The organism is Peribacillus sp. R9-11 (genome assembly GCF_031345095.1).
Taxonomy (GTDB): domain Bacteria; phylum Bacillota; class Bacilli; order Bacillales; family DSM-1321; genus Peribacillus; species Peribacillus butanolivorans.
In genome coordinates, this window is sequence record NZ_CP133763.1 from 3,442,575 (window position 1) to 3,461,745 (window position 19,171).

Annotated in this window: 18 protein-coding genes and 2 riboswitches; of the genes, 3 read left to right on the top strand and 15 right to left on the bottom strand. The window is 37.9% G+C overall.

Annotated features, from left to right (window positions below; all coding sequences use genetic code 11):
• Positions 1–12: 12 nt before the first annotated feature.
• The 4 genes from RE409_RS16630 to RE409_RS16645 all read right to left on the bottom strand — a co-directional run bounded on the left by RE409_RS16630 (position 13) and on the right by RE409_RS16645 (position 4,170).
• Complete coding sequence (locus RE409_RS16630; protein WP_309557823.1) at positions 13–642, bottom strand: methylthioribulose 1-phosphate dehydratase; 630 nt, start codon at positions 640–642, stop codon at positions 13–15.
• Positions 639–1,298: a 2-hydroxy-3-keto-5-methylthiopentenyl-1-phosphate phosphatase gene (locus RE409_RS16635; protein ID WP_201223984.1), complete on the bottom strand. Its 660-nt coding sequence runs from the start codon at positions 1,296–1,298 to the stop codon at positions 639–641. The genes RE409_RS16630 and RE409_RS16635 overlap by 4 nt, the downstream gene beginning before the upstream one ends.
• 6 nt (positions 1,299–1,304) lie before the next feature.
• Positions 1,305–2,537, bottom strand: coding sequence for a 2,3-diketo-5-methylthiopentyl-1-phosphate enolase (gene mtnW / locus RE409_RS16640; RefSeq protein WP_201223982.1), 1,233 nt, complete (start codon positions 2,535–2,537; stop codon positions 1,305–1,307).
• 177 nt (positions 2,538–2,714) lie between these two features.
• Positions 2,715–2,867: riboswitch (SAM riboswitch) on the bottom strand.
• A 124-nt stretch (positions 2,868–2,991) separates the two neighbouring features.
• Complete coding sequence (locus RE409_RS16645) at positions 2,992–4,170, bottom strand: pyridoxal phosphate-dependent aminotransferase (RefSeq protein WP_274607024.1); 1,179 nt, start codon at positions 4,168–4,170, stop codon at positions 2,992–2,994.
• Between the two features lie 274 nt (positions 4,171–4,444).
• Here RE409_RS16645 and RE409_RS16650 point away from each other — a divergent pair, with 274 nt between their 5' ends.
• From RE409_RS16650 to mtnA, 3 genes are all read left to right on the top strand, one after another.
• A complete protein-coding gene (locus tag RE409_RS16650) occupies positions 4,445–4,780 on the top strand; it encodes a nitrilase-related carbon-nitrogen hydrolase (protein ID WP_309557824.1) in 336 nt (111 codons plus the stop codon).
• A gap of 117 nt (positions 4,781–4,897) precedes the next feature.
• A riboswitch (SAM riboswitch) is annotated at positions 4,898–5,052 on the top strand.
• A gap of 80 nt (positions 5,053–5,132) precedes the next feature.
• A complete protein-coding gene (mtnK, locus tag RE409_RS16655) occupies positions 5,133–6,335 on the top strand; it encodes an S-methyl-5-thioribose kinase (protein ID WP_309557825.1) in 1,203 nt (400 codons plus the stop codon).
• A gap of 14 nt (positions 6,336–6,349) precedes the next feature.
• The gene (mtnA, locus tag RE409_RS16660) at positions 6,350–7,396 is read left to right on the top strand and encodes an S-methyl-5-thioribose-1-phosphate isomerase (RefSeq protein ID WP_309557826.1); all 1,047 of its coding nucleotides are present in this window, start codon (positions 6,350–6,352) and stop codon (positions 7,394–7,396) included.
• Positions 7,397–7,591: 195 nt separating this feature from the next.
• On the opposite strand, the gene RE409_RS16665 is transcribed toward mtnA, so the two are convergent.
• From RE409_RS16665 to qoxA, 11 genes are all read right to left on the bottom strand, one after another.
• A complete protein-coding gene (locus tag RE409_RS16665) occupies positions 7,592–8,479 on the bottom strand; it encodes an LCP family protein (protein WP_201185407.1) in 888 nt (295 codons plus the stop codon).
• A 114-nt stretch (positions 8,480–8,593) separates the two neighbouring features.
• Positions 8,594–10,078, bottom strand: coding sequence for a lmo1851 family serine protease (locus tag RE409_RS16670; protein WP_201185409.1), 1,485 nt, complete (start codon positions 10,076–10,078; stop codon positions 8,594–8,596).
• A gap of 281 nt (positions 10,079–10,359) precedes the next feature.
• Complete coding sequence (gene deoD, locus RE409_RS16675; RefSeq protein ID WP_053346597.1) at positions 10,360–11,064, bottom strand: purine-nucleoside phosphorylase; 705 nt, start codon at positions 11,062–11,064, stop codon at positions 10,360–10,362.
• A gap of 247 nt (positions 11,065–11,311) precedes the next feature.
• Positions 11,312–11,482: a YozD family protein gene (locus RE409_RS16680; RefSeq protein WP_064505166.1), complete on the bottom strand. Its 171-nt coding sequence runs from the start codon at positions 11,480–11,482 to the stop codon at positions 11,312–11,314.
• Between the two features lie 201 nt (positions 11,483–11,683).
• Positions 11,684–12,391, bottom strand: coding sequence for a hypothetical protein (locus RE409_RS16685; RefSeq protein WP_053346598.1), 708 nt, complete (start codon positions 12,389–12,391; stop codon positions 11,684–11,686).
• Positions 12,392–12,579: 188 nt separating this feature from the next.
• Positions 12,580–14,346, bottom strand: a complete 1,767-nt coding sequence (locus tag RE409_RS16690) for a sensor histidine kinase (protein ID WP_201223975.1) — start codon at positions 14,344–14,346, stop codon at positions 12,580–12,582.
• Between the two features lie 28 nt (positions 14,347–14,374).
• The gene (locus RE409_RS16695; protein ID WP_053346600.1) at positions 14,375–14,602 is read right to left on the bottom strand and encodes a YozE family protein; all 228 of its coding nucleotides are present in this window, start codon (positions 14,600–14,602) and stop codon (positions 14,375–14,377) included.
• A gap of 662 nt (positions 14,603–15,264) precedes the next feature.
• On the bottom strand, positions 15,265–15,552 hold the full coding sequence (gene qoxD / locus RE409_RS16700; RefSeq protein ID WP_056520796.1) for a cytochrome aa3 quinol oxidase subunit IV: 288 nt from the start codon (positions 15,550–15,552) through the stop codon (positions 15,265–15,267).
• A 2-nt stretch (positions 15,553–15,554) separates the two neighbouring features.
• A complete protein-coding gene (gene qoxC / locus RE409_RS16705) occupies positions 15,555–16,151 on the bottom strand; it encodes a cytochrome aa3 quinol oxidase subunit III (protein WP_056520798.1) in 597 nt (198 codons plus the stop codon).
• On the bottom strand, positions 16,142–18,097 hold the full coding sequence (qoxB, locus tag RE409_RS16710) for a cytochrome aa3 quinol oxidase subunit I (protein WP_201185413.1): 1,956 nt from the start codon (positions 18,095–18,097) through the stop codon (positions 16,142–16,144). The genes qoxC and qoxB overlap by 10 nt, the downstream gene beginning before the upstream one ends.
• Positions 18,098–18,147: 50 nt before the next feature.
• Positions 18,148–19,089: a cytochrome aa3 quinol oxidase subunit II gene (gene qoxA, locus RE409_RS16715; protein WP_201223974.1), complete on the bottom strand. Its 942-nt coding sequence runs from the start codon at positions 19,087–19,089 to the stop codon at positions 18,148–18,150.
• Positions 19,090–19,171 lie beyond the last annotated feature (82 nt).

A 19,171-nucleotide genomic window follows, 5' to 3' on the forward strand; every position in this document is an offset into this window, starting at 1 on the left:
CTCTATGAGTTTTTATTTTATCGAACCTGCAAATGCCTGTTGCTGATTGAGCAACAGTTGGTATTGAAACAAAAATTCACATGCTTCTAGAATTCTTTTTGCTTCGAGTCCACTTTTCCCCCAAACCGTGATTCCGTGATTGCGAATAAGCACCGCTCCTGAGTCTTCTTCAACATGTGGCTTGAACTTTTCAGTTAACAAAGGAATGTCAGCGTGATTGTATATTATTGGAATTCTAAACTCTGCATCTTCATTCCATCGCCCTGTCGCTTTAATAATTTCATGATTACGGAAAGTCACTTCCCCTTCATCTCCATATAATTCAGAAATCACATTATTTTCTACAGTATGGACATGGAGTACACAGTTCGCATTAGTTTTCTCGTAAATCACTGTATGAAGCAGAGTTTCAGCAGATGGCCTCAGCTCTGTTTTCTCAACTGGGATTCCTTTTAAATCCACTAGTAAAAAGTCCGCATCCGTTTGCTTCCGTTTATCCTTACCGCTTGCCGTAATATAAAAGGAACTGCTTCTAGACTCGCGAATGGATAAATTCCCACTCGTCCCCATAAACCAATCCCGTTCGGCAAGTTCAGCCTTAATTTCCGCTAATTCCTGCCACTTTTTAGTATGGTTCTTCATGCTTTTACCTCCATCTGCTGTTTTAAAATGTGCATCACATCATAAAACGTTTCAAATCCTTGATGGGGAATCTCTTCTGTTCTGCACCTCTCAAGCAGTATGTCACGGGCGATTACAAAATCAGCCTGCTTTGCCGCTTCAAAATCAGTCACCGAATCTCCAATAACAATTTTATAATCATCTGCTTCTGTAATTTCCCTCATTATAGATGGCTTACAGCAACCACAATCATTGTTACATTGTTTATCACAAGTATGCGGCCACTCAATTAAGATCTTTTCCTGATTGAAATAAGCTCTGTTGCAATAAACACAATCTGAAGGCAATATATCATTTAAAAGCGGTTCAATAAAAAAGTCCATACCGCCACTTACAATATACAAAGGTATGTTCGCTTGTTTTGTAAAATCCACAAATTCGTTGAACCCTGGGCGAATGCCGGCTGTATCCTTCACATATTGAATAATGTCTTCCTTTAGACTACTGTCAAGCAGGGAAAACATTTTCCCAACTCCTGTAGATATACTGATTTTTTGCTGAAGAACACCGTCTTTTAGCTCTTCCCATCCCGGAGGTGCAAATTTTTTCATGATAGCGATGATATTATCTGAGTTAGTAATTGTTCCGTCAAAATCACAAAAAATAATCGGTTTCATTATTCCTTACAAGCCTCCCCATAACTCAAGTGCTTTGCTTAGTGCTTCATCTTCATAAGCCGCATCAGATAATGCCTTGCCTGTAAGAACAGCTTCTACAGCAGAACGGAAAGCCTTTGCCCCGCCCTTTGCTCCGTCGGGATGTCCGTGGATTCCACCGCCTGCATTAATTACGCTGTCCTTCCCAAAATCCTTAATTAGATTAGGAACCATTCCCGGATGAATACCTGCTGAAGGAACCGGGAAGGCTTTTTTCCATGACGGCTCATCTTTCGTCAAAGCTTCAGCAATCGCTAATGTTTCCTCTTTCTCAAGTGCCACATTTCCATATGGAGAAGGGAATAGAGATAAATCCGCACCTGATAGTCTTACTAATTTTCCAAGCAATAACGCGTAGCTGACACCATAAAATGACGATGAAGCTACTGCTCCGCTATATGCAGGGTGAGCCATGATCGGTAGATTAATACGATCGTTTTCACGCAAAGCTTGAAGTACATCCAATCCATATGTATGAACGTTAAATAATAAGGCATCGGCACCTGCTTCTGCTGCACGCTCTGCCTTTTCTAATAATTCAAAAGTTTTACCTGATAGATTGACAGCATATAAAGTTCGATGGCCCGTTGTTTCATAGACTTCTTTCAAAATTTGTCTGCCCGTTCTTATTCTATCAATGAATGGGGTCTGCTCCTGATCGAAGAGAATCTCATCATCTTTTACCAGGTCGACTCCTCCTAATGCTTGTTGTTTCAGCTGCTCATTATGGAATAAGAGATCCCGTCCTAATACCCCTTTAAAAATACTCATCACCAGAGGCCGGTCCAATACGTTAATCTTTTCTCTTATACCTGTAATCCCAAATTGAGGTCCTGGAAAAGCCTTGTGTATATCGCCAACAAAATCCAAGTCAATCAGTTTGATTTCCCCATCCAATGACAATTTACCGAATACTGTCGTGAGAATAGCCGGTAAATCATTAGAAAAATTTCCCGACGGGTAGGCAATTTTTATCATCGAACGGTACACCTTACGATTGAAAAAACGGTTTGCTCTTTCTGCTTCAGGTAGAGGGGTGACGGAAACAACACGTCCTTTATGTTTCTCCAACTGCTTCTGGACCAAATGAGGCAGGTCCGTCCATGTTCCTACTGTCAAACCTAAGGCAATACTCTCGGCTTTTTTCTCATGTTCGCCATTGAAATCATGAATTAAATAAGTAGCGATTATCTCGCTCATCTGATCACTCCTATTAAACGTTAGTAAAGTCTTGAAGTCAGTATTCTAATATCTGGCTAATACGGTTTCCATCATTTTCCTATTACCTCGATATATGGAGAATGGAATCTTCGGCTGTTAATCCATGTTAAAACAATAAAAGCCCCTTCATAAAGAAGAGGCTTTAAAAAAGCCATCTTCTTATCTCCCAGCTTATAGCTGCAAGAATTAGCACCGTGCCTTGTGGATTCCAAAAAAATCCGGCGAAGAATTCCGCCCCATTTCGCAATGGAATTACGGTCGGTTGCTGGGCTTCATAGGGCTAGTCCCTCCACCTGCTCAAAATAAGAAAACGCTGATATATTTAAACTTCAAGTATCAAAAGATTAAGAATTTATTTTGTATTCTGACAGGTAATCCATACTTTGTCAATAAGTTTTCAACAATTTAACGGTAGCTAACTTGGAATCTTCCACTATTCTCCAAATAAATTCAATGCGCGAATCCGTTCAACTGCTTCTTGAAGCCGTTCTTCAGAAGTAAGTAACCCCACCCTAACATATCCTTCTCCAAATTCACCGAATCCATTTCCAGCAGCAACAGCTACGTGAGCATGCGTTAATAAATAATCAGCAAAACTCTCGGACGTGAAACCTTCAGGAATCTTGAGCCATGCAAAGAAAGATGCTTTAGGAGCTTGGACATCCCAGCCGATGGAACGTAATCCATCAATAAAAACATTTCTGCGCCCTTCATATTTGTTCACTAATTCTTCTACGCAACTTTGTGAATCTAGTAACGCACTTGCCGCTGCTTCTTGAATTGCAGGGAAAAGACTTACATAAAGATGATCTTGCAACAGTTCAAGAGCTTCGATGACACTTTTATTTCCAACAGCGAAGCCCACTCTCCACCCTGCCATATTATATGTTTTAGATAAAGTATATATTTCGATACCTACATCTTTTGCCCCCTCTGCTTGAAGGAAACTAATCGGTTTTTTTCCATCAAATCCAATCGCTCCATAAGCAAAGTCGTGAACCACACAAATTGAATGTTCTTTCGCAAACGAGACGGTTTCCTCAAAAAAACCCTCAGTTGCTGATGCTCCAGTTGGATTATTCGGATAGTTCAAGAACATCATTTTGGCTCTTTCAAGGGTTTCTGTATGTATTTCTCCATAATGCGGAAGATAATCATTTTCTTCTGTCAAAGGCATGAATTCTGTTTTTGCTTGGGCTAAAACTACACCAGATAGATAATCAGGATAGCCTGGATCAGGTACCAGAATCGTATCCCCGGGATTCAATAAACATTGTGGAAGTTCGACAAGTCCTGCCTTTCCACCAAATAGAATAGCCACTTCACTATTAGGATCTAACTTGACACCATATTCACGTTCATAAAAGACAGTCGCAGCTTCTTTTAAGTATTGATGTCCTCGGAAAGGAGAATATTTATGATTTATTGTATTTTCTGCAGCAGTCTGCAAACTTTTCACAATATGCTCTGGCGTCGGCTGGTCAGGATTTCCCTGCCCTAAATTAATGACATCATGACCTTGCTCTGTAATTGCCTTAACTTTTGCAACTAGAGAAGCAAAAAACTGCTTGGGTAGTTCCTGAAGCTGTCTGGATTTTTCGAATTGCATCATTAAACACCTTCTCTGAAATTTCTTGAAATTCTAGTCACAAATGATATATGTTTATCATAGTCTTGTAAAGTGTTTTTTTACATATAGAGGTTTTAAAAAATGAAATGGAAAATCTCCTTCCACCAAATGGATATGCCTTTGGATAACCCTATATTAACTTTCATTTCGCAGTACAAATGGATAGAAAACGCCGTCTAATCTAATCCGGATATAGTTATTTTACCTGAACTTTGAACAGTTGGATACGACTTAACTAGGTTGAATGAGATTGCGGATGAAGAAGCAGAAAAAACGATTACATTCATTTGTTATAACATACGTATACAAGGATGTCAGTGAGTCCATGCCGTTCAAGGTGCGGAAGTTCTATTCGTATCCGCCGAGTGGCCCAAACCGAGCCTCGATCATTAGGGACCGATATAGGGTCAGCCGTGCCATGGAGAACCAACCCTACGTTTTAGCATTAAATCGTTCAGGGTCCGATTTTATTAAACTATTTGCCGAACAATCCCTGATTATAGATCCATGGGGGAATATCGTAAGTGAAGCCGGCGAAGAAAGAACTCCTAACAGGTACCCTGGACCTCTCAAAAGTAACGGAAGCATGTAACAAAACTGAATTCGAAGAACGTCGTGCGGATTATTATTAAATTACCCATTGACAAACTATTTAAAAAGTTGATATTATTTTCCCGAAGATTAAAATTTCAGAAAACATTTACATTTACTCTTATCAAGAGCAGGCTGAGGGATAAAGGCCCTATGAAGCCCAGCAACCGACTGTAATACCATTGTGAAATGGGGCGGAGTTTCCGCCGGATTATAAATCCACAGGGCACGGTGCTAATTCCACCAGAAAGCAATATTTCTGGAAGATAAGAGGTCCGAAGCTAAAACTTCTGCCTCTTTCTATATGAAAGAGGCTTTTTCATTATTATTTTAAATATTTGGAGGGGAAAATAATGACTTTAAACCATTCGAACTTTGAATTACTGTCAAATGAAACTGCAATAACCCTTGCAAAAAAACTAGGGTTGGTCAAAACAGATGCCACTTTAAAATGTAGAGAGATAGGCGATGGAAACTTAAATTATGTCTTTCATATTACAGACACAGCCACAAAAAAAGGAATTATAATCAAACAAGCGGTTCCTTATGCAAAGGTACTTGGTGAAAGTTGGCCGCTGACCTTAAAAAGGGCTGCAATTGAAGCAAATGCACTTATCCATTTCAAGAGCTATTGTCCCGAATTTGTACCGCAAGTCTATTATTCAGATGAACAGCTTGCTATCACAATCATGGAAGACCTCTCACACTTAAAAATAGCGAGAACAGGCTTAATCGATGGCGATCAATTTCCATTACTATCGAAACATATTGGTGAGTATGTTGCCAAAACGGCATTTTACACATCTGATTTTCATTTAGAACCGTCTGCGAAAAAAGAAGTGGCCCGAAACTTCACGAATCCTGAACTCTGCAAAATTACTGAAGTTTTTGTTTTCACAGATCCTTTTTTTGAAGAACTACCGGGTGAATATGAAGTAGAATTGACGGATGCTGCCAAAAGCATTTGGAATGATCAAGAAGTAATACTTGAAGTCGCTAAGCTGAAACAAAGCTTTGAAACCGAACAGGAAGCCTTACTTCATGGAGATTTACATACGGGAAGTATATTTGCAAGTGATACCGAAACGAAGATTATTGATCCTGAATTCGCTTTTTATGGACCAGTTGGGTTTGATCTTGGCCAATACACAGCAAACATTCTATTCCAGGCAGTTACACGTAATCCCGCTGGAAAAGAGGAAATTTTCACACACCTCCAAGAATTTTGGGATACTTTTGAAGAGACATATACTAGTCTTTGGAATACCCAAAATAAAAGTCCGTTTCGTCAAGTAAATGGTTATCTATCATATGTGCTCACTAAATTCAGAAAAGATGCATATGGTTTTGCTGGCTGCGAGCTGATTCGGAGAACAATAGGCTTATCTCATGTTGCAGATTTAAATGTTATTGAAGATAAAGAAACAAGAATCGCTGCCAAAACGGCTACATTGAAAATTGGTGCTTTTTTAATTAAAAAAAGGGAAGAATTAGATGTTCCAGCTGTGATTGAAGCATTGAAGCAACATACACTGCCTACCTATTCAACCCTTTAAAAGGAGAACTACATATGACGACGACAACAGCCTTACCTTATTCCGTTCAATGGGATGATACTCATATAACTTTATTAAATCAACAGGCCTTACCTACAATTACAGAATTCATTAAACTTTATTCCGTTGAGGATGTATTTGACAGCATTTTGACATTAAAGGTCCGCGGTGCCCCAGCAATTGGTCTAACTGCAGCATTCGGTGTCGCACTTGGAGCGAATCAGGATGGTTCAACTGATTTAGGGGAATTCAAACAAAATGTAACTACACATATTAAAAAACTAGCTTCTTCACGCCCTACTGCAGTCAACCTTTTTTGGGCGTTAAAAAGGATGGAAAACATTTTGCAAGCAGCCAAGAGTATTCCAACTGCCAAAGAGGCACTTATACTGGAAGCAAAAGCAATCTTTACAGAAGATGAAGAAATGTGCCGAAAAATCGGGGAACATGGTTTATCCTTATTTGCTGAAGGAGATTCCATATTAACGCATTGCAACGCTGGGGGAATTGCCACTGCTCGCTATGGTACAGCCTTGGCTCCCTTCCATCTAGCGAAAGAAAGAGCCTTTCCGATAAAGGTATATGCATGTGAAACAAGACCTGTCCTGCAAGGGGCACGTTTGACTGCTTGGGAACTAATGCAATCTGGAGTGGACGTCACTTTAATCTCTGACAATATGGCTGCTCATACCATTCATCATAAACAAATCAATGGTATTATAGTTGGTGCTGATAGGATTGCGGCAAACGGAGATACTGCTAATAAAATCGGGACCTTGGGATTGGCAATATTAGCTAATCATTACGGTATCCCATTCTATGTGGCCGCTCCTTCAAGCACTTTCGACCTTTCCCTTGAATCTGGCACATCCATCCCGATTGAGGAGCGGAATGGGGACGAGATTACCTTCATTCAGGGAGTAAAGATAGCCCCAGATAATGTAAAGACATTCAATCCAGCCTTTGACGTCACACCGAATCATCTAATCACGAGCATCATAACAGAAAACGGTATTATTTCACCAGACTATGTGAAAAACATTCCGCTTTTTGTCAATTGAGCCAGGTTTCATCTTTTAGATGAAACTAATCATAACGAGGCGGAATCGCATATGTGATTTCGCCTCGTTCATTTTACTATGATATTTATATTTATTCTTGCGAGGTTCTTTATAAAAGATTATATATTATTAAATCAAGCTTAATTTTTCAAAAAATTGATTAAATATTAACAAATAGTGATCGATCAGCACTTCTTACCTTGAAAAAAATTCTTGAAGTGCCTCCTTATTTTTAGTGTAGTCCATTTTCAAAACTGCTCCAGATTGGGGATATATTTCATCTTTATAGCTTCCTTCAACTGGAATCCTTAAGGTTTCTACAGAATCTGGGGATTGGAAGACAACTTGAGAGCCCATTTCCATAATCGTTTTCATCCCAATATCCGTATCTAGGTAGGACATCCCTTTTTCAATAATACTAGGTAGGGCGACCATCCCTTCAAAGGATGAGATTTGATTAATAAATCCCGTTTTTAATTGAACTAATACTTCCTGTTGACGCGCGACCCGTCCAAAATCACTTTCATCATCATGTCGGAAACGGACATATTTCAATATTTCCTCACCATGTAATACATTTTTACCGCTGCTGGCTTCAATGCTCATATCATCAATAATTTCCTGATTCACATTTACCATCACACCATCTGGGGCAAGTAGGTCAACCATCTTTACGAATCCCTTAAAATCAATTACTGCAACATGATCGACTTTAACATCTAAGTTTTCTTGTATTGTTTTCTTAAGTAGTTCACTGCCACCATAATAATAAGCAGCATTTATTTTGTTATATCCGTATTTATAACCCGGTATTTTCACATAACTATCACGCATAATAGAAGCCAGTTTTAGCTTCTGCTGCTCAGGAAAGTAGCGTGCTAGTATCACAGCATCTGCCCGAGAATCCTCCTCTCCACGAGAATCGACACCAATCAATAGAAAAGTTTTCATACTTTCTTGGCTCTCTTCTTTAGAAAGGTTTTTTTCCGTATTTTTATTCTTATTTAATTGGGGAACAGGCGAATATGAACAACCAGCCAGCATTAAGACAATTAAACATATGAACAGTACCTTCTCTTTCATATCCTCACCTCATCGGTAAAAGTAACCATATTTTTCCCCTTTTATTGAAGTATTATGCAATTAACGATAAACAGCCTGTCAACGGTAATCGCTGACAGGCTGTTTATACTCAAATTATTTGATTTCCTTCTTTAAAACTTCCACTGCTTTTTTCACTTGTGTATCATTTTCAAGGATTTTCTCCCGGATGACCTGCATTAATTTTACGGTTGTATCGTCTTTGATAATACCTGTTTCTTTAACCTTTTGTTCTTTTTGGAATTCTTTAACTGCATTTGTTGTTTCTTCATCAAAGAATCCATCTATCTTACCTGGATTATAGCCTGCTGCTTTCAGCATTTTTTCAGCTGCCTTTACTTCACTGGAAGAATCAGATGCTTTCAATTCCTTATCCGGCGAAATATATGGAAGGCTGGCATAATCAGGAAGATTCACTTTAATATCCGGCTTGATCCCTTTTTTATGAATCCAATTACCTTCAGGAGTCAGCCATTTTGCTGCCGTGTATTTAAAGTTAGATCCATCATCGAAGTCTTGGGCTGTTTGTACAGTTCCTTTCCCAAATGATTTAACACCTATTAAAGGAATATCCGCTGATTCACTGACAGCCGCTGCGACAATTTCAGATGCACTTGCACTGCCATCATCAATCAATACGACTACTGGAATCTTCAACTCTCCATTATTCTTCGATTTATAGACATCTTTTTTCCCGCTACGTTCCTCAACTTGAAGAACTACTTCCCCATTTGGAATAAACAAGCTTGCCATATCTATAGCCTGGTCAAGCAATCCACCTGGGTTACCACGCAAGTCCAAGATAAGGCCTTTCATATCTTTCTTGGACATATCATTAAGTGCCGTTTCCAACTCTTTAACAGTATGCTCAGAAAAACTTGTTACTTGGATTTTGGCAACTCCATCATCTAGCATTTCGGCATATACTGTTTCAATTGGAATGGTATCCCGCTTAATCGTAAGAGCAATCGGTTCCGGCTCACCTGCTCTAGTGATGGATAAATCCACTTTCGTCCCTTTTTCGCCTCTGATTTTCAGGACAGCCTCAGAAGAGCTTAATCCTTCAATGCTTTTACCGTCCACACTTAAAATGATATCATTCGGTTTTACCCCTGCTTTTTCTGCTGGAGACCCTTTTATCGGTGAAACGACCATAATTTTTCCATCCTGCTCTTGTATCTCAGCACCGATTCCTTCAAAAGATGAAGAGATGCTCTCATGGAAACTCGATGCTTCCTTTTTATCCATATAAGTAGAATATGGGTCATCCAATGATTTGATCATTCCATTAATTGCCCCGTCAACCAGCTTGTCTTGATCAATCTCTTCATAGTAGTTATCTTTTATCGTATCGTATGTAGAATACAGCTTTTCAAATTCCGAATGTTTATCCGGTGCTAAAGACTCTACTTTTTCATCTCCAAAGGTCAAGGCTATTGTAGTAATCCCTGCGGTTAGAAATATGAGTAAGAAAATCCCCATAATGAACGTAAACTTCTTTATTTTTATGAATTTCCCTGCCTCTTTAGGCTGTTTTTGATTTTCTTCTTCCACTGAAGCCTCACCACTTTCATTCTTCATGACGATATAAACTTTTTCTCTATTTTATCAGCTTTCAGGCTAATCGGAAAATATTAGTTATCAAAAAAACAACTTTTGATCATATATATATCTTTTTTCACCATTTCGCGTAGGTAAAATCAGAAATAAAATTCTTAACCAAACCCATAATATTTCCCTGCCAATAATCTGTTAAATTACAAAAATGCGGATACCATGGAATAAATGAGTCTGTATCCTAACTATCATCGTACAGCTTCATTTATTCCTGGTAACCCGCAAGTAAATTTTCTTCTTAAATATCAGTCCTGTATTGCTGCTTCTAATGCTACCTCAATCATTTCGTTAAATGTTGACTGGCGCTCAGCAGACGTCGTTTCCTCACCAGTTAATATGTGATCGGAAATGGTTAAAACAGAAAGAGCTTGACGTCCAAATTTAGCAGCAAGCGTGTATAGAGCTGCTGATTCCATTTCTATAGCTAGAATCTGATATTTCGCCCATTTTTCTAATTCACTATTATCGTTATAAAAGTGATCGGCCGTAAACACGTTACCGACCTTTAATTGCAAACCTTTGGCAATACCTGCCTCATAAGCTTTTCTTAGCAAATCGAAATTTGCTGTTGGAGCAAAATCGACTCCCCCGAATGTCAGGCGGTTCATTTGTGAATCCGTAGAAGCGCTCATTGCCAGGATTACATCTCTAACTTTTACATCTTTCTGAATGGCACCAGCAGTCCCAACACGAATCAGCTTCTGCACATTATAGCTATTCATTAATTCATTTATGTAGATGGAAATGGATGGAACACCCATCCCTGTACCTTGGACAGAAATGCGTTTCCCTTTATATGTCCCCGTATATCCAAACATGTTACGTACTTCATTGTATAGTTTAGCATCTTCTAAAAATGTTTCTGCTATGTATTTTGCTCGTAACGGGTCCCCAGGAAGTAAGACCGTTTCCGCAATTTCATGTTCTTTAGCACCAATATGTACGCTCATACAACTATGTCCTCCTTAACTTTTGGTTGAAAAGATGTTCAAAAACTACTATACCATATCAACCTCAAGATAGGAAAACAGAACCTTAATTTCAAGAGCTTGTAAGGGATTGAAATCTGGAATCTATTAAGAGATCTAGAATAAGGCTCTTACATATAAAAATACAAACAAAACGGCGGTGGTCCGCCGTCTTTTAAAATATTTTTAGAATTAAGGGAAAGGAAGCTGCTAACCGTCTAATGACAGGTTACTCATCGACTTCTTCATCAATTATGCATTTTTCAAGAAGATATTCGAATGTGATGTCAGCAAGATCTTCAACTTCAGCTTCTGTTGGAAGATAGCCCCGTCTTATCAATTCTTGAAAGAAGAATTCCGCTATCTCTTCTGTATCAATAAAAACCTCAATTTCTCGCAAATCATCGCCCCCTTAATTAAAGGTGTATGAATGTATAGAGACAAATATTCCAGTAAGGCATTTCATTATATAAAAACATATGAAGTGTTCACTTTTTCATGAAAATTGCCTCCACTTATAATTATCTACTCCTGCCATTATTGAACAGAAGCTTTTGTATAGTAATTAGTTAATTGGCTTATTAGAAGGGTGGAATACCTTTCACTTTGTTTGCTTTTTTTTATGATCCGGATAAATTTCCTCTGCCGCTTTTTCAATTTTAGCAAGGGCGATTTTCATGATATGGTGATATTCATCATCGCCAAAATGTTCATAGAGCTTACAGTAATCATTATATAAATCTAACAGTCCATCGATCATTTCCTTTTTTTCATTTTTTGTCATAGTCATTTCTCGCTCACCTTTACCAGGGTTGTTTTGTTTAGCAATGATAGCAAGCTCATTATTCTTTTTAGAAAGGAGCAGCCCTAATTTTCGAATAATTGCATCTGCACGTTTGGCATCGGCTATTAAGGTCAATTCTTCTTCATGCGCTTCAAGCCATTCCCCGTCGGAGATTCGTGATAACTCATAGATCACATCCTCCCAGGCATTTTCCTTATAGCGCCATATTTCTGTTCGATAGCCGATAATCTTGAAATAATCCTGTTCATATCCATCTACCTGGACTAAGTCACCTAATAAATATTTATACTCAATATCGATCTGTTCTCTTTGATAAAGGATTTCTCCTTCGTATTCATTTATGGATTGCAATGTTTTTTCAATATAAAGACCTTCACTATAATTCACTTCATACACATAAGCACCATCGAGAAATTTTACATCGGTTATTTTCCCGACTGTCCCATACATTATTATTACGACTGTATCGCCTATTTTAAATTTCGGCTGTTTTTTCTTGCCCATAAGAGACATCCCCCAATATGGTCCTTATCGTTTGATTAGTAAATTATATGCACAAACAAACATGGAGGTTAATAGAAAGAGGGGGGCATTTTGCTCATTTAGATACAAAAGTACTCTCATTTAATAAAGGGTCATTTCAATGCTAAAGTTATGTGGGTTACTATTCATTCTTTACGTAAAAAACCGTCTCATCGAATGAGACGGTTCGTTGTAGGAATAGTCAGGATTACGTCTGTTCCTTGGCCATATGTACTTTCAATTTGAAATTTCCCTTTTAGTTCCTCCATAATCTGGATGCATGTCGCAACTCCCAGACCATTCCCTTCCAATTTTGTTGTATAAAAGGGCATACCGATATTTTTTAAATTCTCGGGGCTAATTCCTATTCCATCATCACGAATGATTAATTTTATATATTGAGGAATGAATGTAAGATTCAATTCAATCTTCCCCTTAGAATCGAATGCTTCACAAGAATTATTCAAGACATTCAAGAGAACTTGCCTCAATCGGTTTCGATCAGTATAAATATATATAGATTGTGTCACTGAGTTAATTAATGTTACATGAGAACTAGGATTTGAAGAAGAATAGACATCTATAATTTCATCGAGGAAATCTTTTAGATCAAGTTTCTCCCATTCAAGCTGATGAGGCTTTGCTAAATCAAGAAGTTGAGTTACAAATACATTAACCCGATTGACTTCCTCAAGCATGACATCACTATACTTTACTATTAAAGTTTTATCATAATCCTGGCTCTTCAATAGTTGGAAGAACCCCTTTATTGTAGTCAATGGGTTCCTAATTTCATGGGCAACCCCTGCAGCTAGCTGACCTACATATTTCAACTTTTCAGTACGAACGATTTCCTTTTCACGATCCTCTATCGTTTCCATCATTCTCTGAAAAGCAAGGTTCAGTTTTACCATTTCTTCAAAGCTTCTTTTATTAGAAACGACGAATTCTTTTCCTTCAATAAATTCCTCTGTTGCTTCAACAAGATCTTGAACAGGTCGTACAAGAGTCTTTGTAAATAAATAGACCACTATAATGATTGATACAAATAAAATCGTGTAAATGGTTAGATAACGTGACAAAAGATCATTCAAAGGCTGAAACACTTGTTTCTTATCAGCTCCCACAACCACAAACCATTTATTTTCCGTTTGTGCCATCGTATGAACAGCCTGAATAGAATATATTTTCTCTCCATTCTCTGCACTGTACAAGTTATCCGTTTCAGAAGCTTCTATCAGTTTTGCTTTTGTTAATCCCATTTCCTCTAAGGTAGAATTCTGTTGGACGCCATGGGGATCTTTTTTGGAAACCATGATACCTTCTTGATTAATCATGAAAATGTTCACAGGATACTTATCACTAATATCAATAGCTTTTCTCTCGATCATCTCCCAAAGGTTTTCTAAGCGGAAGGCCGAGGAGACAACACCAACCATTTGCCCTGTACTACCATATACCGGTGCACTTAAAGTTATTATGGGTTCAGAATAAGCTCGTGTTTTATACACGTCAGAAAGAAATTCATTACCTTCTAGTGCTTCTTCAAACCAAATTCTCTCAGCTAAGTTAGCTCCAATCATTTTATTAGATGTATCTGCAATAACTTTACCTTCCAAATCCAAATACAAAGCTCCGTAATATTCCCGTTTTGCTCCAATAAACTTTTTTAGTTCATCAGACTTCTCTTCTTTTGATGAGCCAGGATTTATGATTACCGAATTTGCACTTAATAACTTCACATCACTATTCCGTTCGTTCAAATAATTATATGTTTCATTGACGATATTAAGTGAACCTGCATTCAAGGCATTTTTTGCTTCTTTTTCAAGCAAAGAGCGTTGTGATCCATAGGAAATTATTCCTAATATCAGAACAGGTAGACTTGCTATAAGTAAAGAATAAAGCAAAATTCGGGTTTGAAGGCTTTTAAGCATCCTTCGATCCCCCCTATTCCTGATCTCCCTACTGGAGTCCTTCTTCTATTTGGACATATTGTTCCCACGCACGATCAAATACAGTCATACTTTCGAGATAGTCGCCATTCAATTCTAAATAACTACTTAATTCATTATAATCATCCGATTGCTTTGGGAAACTGTGATCGTTATAAGCGTGATTAGCAAATTTAGTGATGGCATCAATTTCTTTAGGTTGTCGGAATTTCATTAAATATAAATAAAACGGTCTCATGTGACGAGCCCTCCTAAAAAGTAACTAAGATTTCAGCTTTAATATATCGGAAACTTTACCTTCCGTCTACATTTTTAAAAACCAACATGGGTTTTTCTTCCTACAATTATAGGATAACTAACGATATTTCACCAGAAACAGAACGCAATTTATGATGAACTGTGATTGAAGAAAGAGTACAATGTCAATTTTCTTCGAAATTAATTTATATTAACCTTTCACAAAAGTGTCCAAGTCTTGCCTGTCAGGTCAGCTCTTATCCAATAAAAATAAAAGCCGATGTTTCCTTAGCGTAGGAAACATCGGCTTTCTTGTCGAAATTCTCTTTTTTCGGGCACGAACCTAACAGTACAGACGAGTTTTAATCTTTCTAAATAGTTGAATAATTAATACCAAACTAATCTATTCTTTTTACTGAGTACAAGCTAACGTTTAATGGAGCTTAAATAGGTTTGTTTACAATTATTCAACAATCATATAACTCAATGACTTACTCTTTTCTGTCTACACTAAGGGAATCATATCCTTTAAATAGAGAAATATATGTTTTTATAGAAACTGTACAATCTCTTCCTACCTAAAAATCAAAGTAATTCAGCTTCAATAATCTCTTCATCTTCAATTACTCATCATACGCCTTCTGTTTCCCAAGCTGTTTCATATCAATAACTCCAACCCCAGATCATACATAGTATTGTACCGAAGACAGTAATTAGAGCTAGGAATATAGCGCAATATAGAGTCATAAAAATTGATTTGCTATCATCAGTTTCACGAGCATGCATAAACACAACTAGTTGAACAGCTGCTTGTATGAATGCTGTCAATATAAAAATCGTCATGCCTGTTGCTTTTGACATATTGAAGAAGTAAACCAAAAGAGCTACAAACGTCAAAATCAATGAAAATACAAAACCCCATACTTGTTTAGCCGGGAATAATTCCTTCATGTTTATGTCATTCCTTTCATGTAGATAAAGGTGAAGATGAAGATCCAAACGATATCTAAGAAATGCCAGTAAAGAGAGAAAATGAAGGATTTATTGGCTGTTTCAGGTGTCAACCCGCGTTTTTTCACTTGAAGGATAATAAATAACCCCCAGAAAAGTCCTAATGTAACATGTGCTCCATGTGTCCCTAATGTTGTAAAGAGCATCGAAGTAAATGCACTAGTTTGCAGTGTAGCTCCTTCGTGATAATAGGTAATGAACTCAGTAATTTCAAATCCTAAGAATCCTAATCCAAGAAGGAGAGTGATTACGAAGAATGTCAACATGGCTTTCTTGTTGCCAAGTCGCATGGCATGAATTCCAAGCCCGATGACAAAACTGCTTGTTAAGAGCAAGAATGTTTCAGCAAGTACTGGAGTGATTTCAAAAATTTCTGCTCCAGTAGGACCGTTACCCGTACGATCAACTAATGTAAAATATGATGCAAAGAGTGTTGCAAAAAGCATAATTTCGGCTCCAAGGAAAATCCAAAAGCCTAAAATATTTAGACGATTTTGTTCCGTACTATATTCAAGAGGTTGCGAGTGATCTATTTCCATTTATTAACACCCCCGAATTTTGCTTCTGTCTCTTTAATTTCTTCTACAGAAATGTAATGCCCATGATCTATTTCGAATGAACGATGAGCCATGCAAACAAAGATACCGATTAACCCAATAATCGCAAGAAACCATATGCTGAATACTAACGCAAATCCAAAGACAAAGAAGATACAGGACATGATAAACGGTCCGCCGCTGTTATTGGGCATATGAATTTTTTCATAGTCACCCTTGAATAATTCATGACCTTTATATTTAGCATCCCAAAACGTTTCCCTTGAGTTCACTTGTGGAATAATAGCAAAGTTATATTCTGGTACTGGATTATGAGTAGCCCATTCAAGGGAACGTGCATCCCACGGATCCTCACTAACATCTCTTGGAGCATGGCGAATGCTATAGTAAATCGTATATACGATTAATACAAAGCTGATTGCCATTAAAGCTGCCCCGATAAACGAAATCATATTTAATGGTCCAAATCCAGTCGATTCAGAGTATGTGTATATACGACGTGCTTGACCATCTAAACCAGTGATATACATAGGGAAGAATGCTAAGCAAAAACCAATGGTTAGAAACCAGAACGCCCATTTCCCAATCCTTTCATTCAACATGAAACCAAACATTTTCGGCCAGTAGTAAGTTCCGGCACCAAGCACAGCAAATACTACACCCGGAATGATGACATTGTGGAAGTGAGCTACTAAAAACATTGTATTATGGTATTGATAATCCGCCGCTGACATCGCAAGCATAACCCCCGTAACTCCACCGATTGTGAAAAGAGGTATGAAACCTATTGAATAAAGCATAGGTACGGTAAATCTGATTCTACCTTTCCACATCGTGAACAACCAGTTAAAGATCTTGATTCCAGTCGGAATAGCAATTACCATCGTTGTAATCGAGAAAATACTATTAACATATGCTGCTTGCCCCATTGTAAAGAAATGGTGCGTCCAAACGAAGAATGAATATATAGAGATAAATACCATTGAAGCAACCATTGATCGATAGCCATATAGGTTACGTCGTGAAAAGGTTGGGATAATCTCACTAAAAAGACCAAATGCAGGCAAGATTAAGATATATACTTCAGGATGTCCCCAAACCCAGAACAGGTTAGCCCAAAGCATATCCATACCGCCCTCAGTCATTGTGAAAAACTTGGTTGCGAATAGTCGATCCATTGTTCCCATGATCAGCGCCACTGTTAATACAGGGAATGCGAAAATGATAATAATGCTTGTGACTAAAGCAGACCATGTAAACATTGGCATTTTCATTAATGTCATACCGGGTGCTCTCATTTTAAGAATAGTCGTCAAAAAGTTAATCCCCGTCATTAATGTACCTATTCCGGCTATCTGAATACCAATCATATAATAATTCGTTCCAACATGTGGGCTAAATTCATTACCTGCAAGCGGGAAATAAGATGACCACCCTGCATCAGGCGAACCACCAATTACAAAAGAGATGTTGAATAGCATCGCACCCATAAAAAATAACCAGAAACTTATGGCATTTAGACGTGGGAATGCTACATCTCGGGCTCCAATTTGTAATGGCACGACGAAATTCATTAAGGCCATAATGTACGGCATCGCCATAAAGATAATCATCACAACCCCGTGTGTTGAAAAAATTTCATTATAGTGCTGTGAATCTAATAATTTGTTATCCGGTACGGCAAGTTGCGCACGCATCATCACAGCATCTACCCCACCACGAAATAGCATCAACAAAGCAGATATTAGATACATAATACCTATTCTTTTATGATCGACTGTTGTTAACCAGCCACTCCATAAATAAAACCATTTTTTAAAGTGGGTTAAACCAACAATGATCAAGAGAACAGTAACACCAATGGCCACCATTGATGAGTAAATGACGGGACTAGGATTAGGTATAAGAAATCTAGAGAAAAAACCCATACTTTTGTGTTTCCTTTCTGAAAATATTTTTCTTGAGATAGACTAAGAAATTATTCATGATTGTGTGCTGATTTTTCTTTACTATTACTTGACTTATGATCATGCTCCATATGTTCACCTTTTGAATTCGTGTTAGAGTCACTTGAGCCATGATGATGTCCAGCATTTTCACCTTCTGGAGCTGGTGAGAAGTCTAAATGAGTTCCAGTAAACGTTAACTGTCCCTCATGACCCGGTTTTAATAATTCATTGAATCTTACTTCAGTAATAGGTTTCGCAGTTTCTTTAACTTCCTTTACCCATTCATCAAACTTATCTTGAGACATCGCTTCGACGTGAAACGTATTTTCAGCGAATCCTTTCCCACTAAAGTTTGCATTTCGTCCCATCATTTCCCCTGATTCGTCCGCTGCTAAGTGTAATGTGGTCACCATGTTAGACATGGCATATTTTTGACCGCCAAGTTGTGGAATCCAGAAACTCGTGATAGGCCCGAATGAATAAAGTTTAAATTCAAGTGGTCGATTTGTTGGAATATACAAGTAGTTTACTGTCTCGATATCGTTTTCTGGATAACTAAAATGCCACTTCCAGTCAGATGACGAAGCGTAAATAACTAATGGATCTTGACCTTTGTACCCTTCCGGAGTGGCTTCCACTTTATTGTTGGAAATTACAGAAACAACGGAGAAGAAAATGACGATTAAAATTGGCACCCCAACAATAATCGTTTCAACAACATGATTCCCTTCAATGTAGGGTGGTTCATATTCTTTAGGTAGTTTAGAGTCACGGTATTTCGTTAACACAAAGACTAAAATAGCACAAACAACAATAACAATAACCGCCATGATCGCAATTGATAGCCAAATCACATTGGCTTGCGTTTGGGCTTGAGGTCCTTTAGGATCTAAGACCGCTAATGATTCACATCCAGAAAGCACATTGACTATGGTAGAAAGAATGGCTAATAGAACCCATTTTGTTTTCATATATGTATCCTTTCTTTTAAGATTTCATTTCTAAGTTATCCCAAAAAATGTTTATTAAGAATGGTAATTTCTCACAATCACA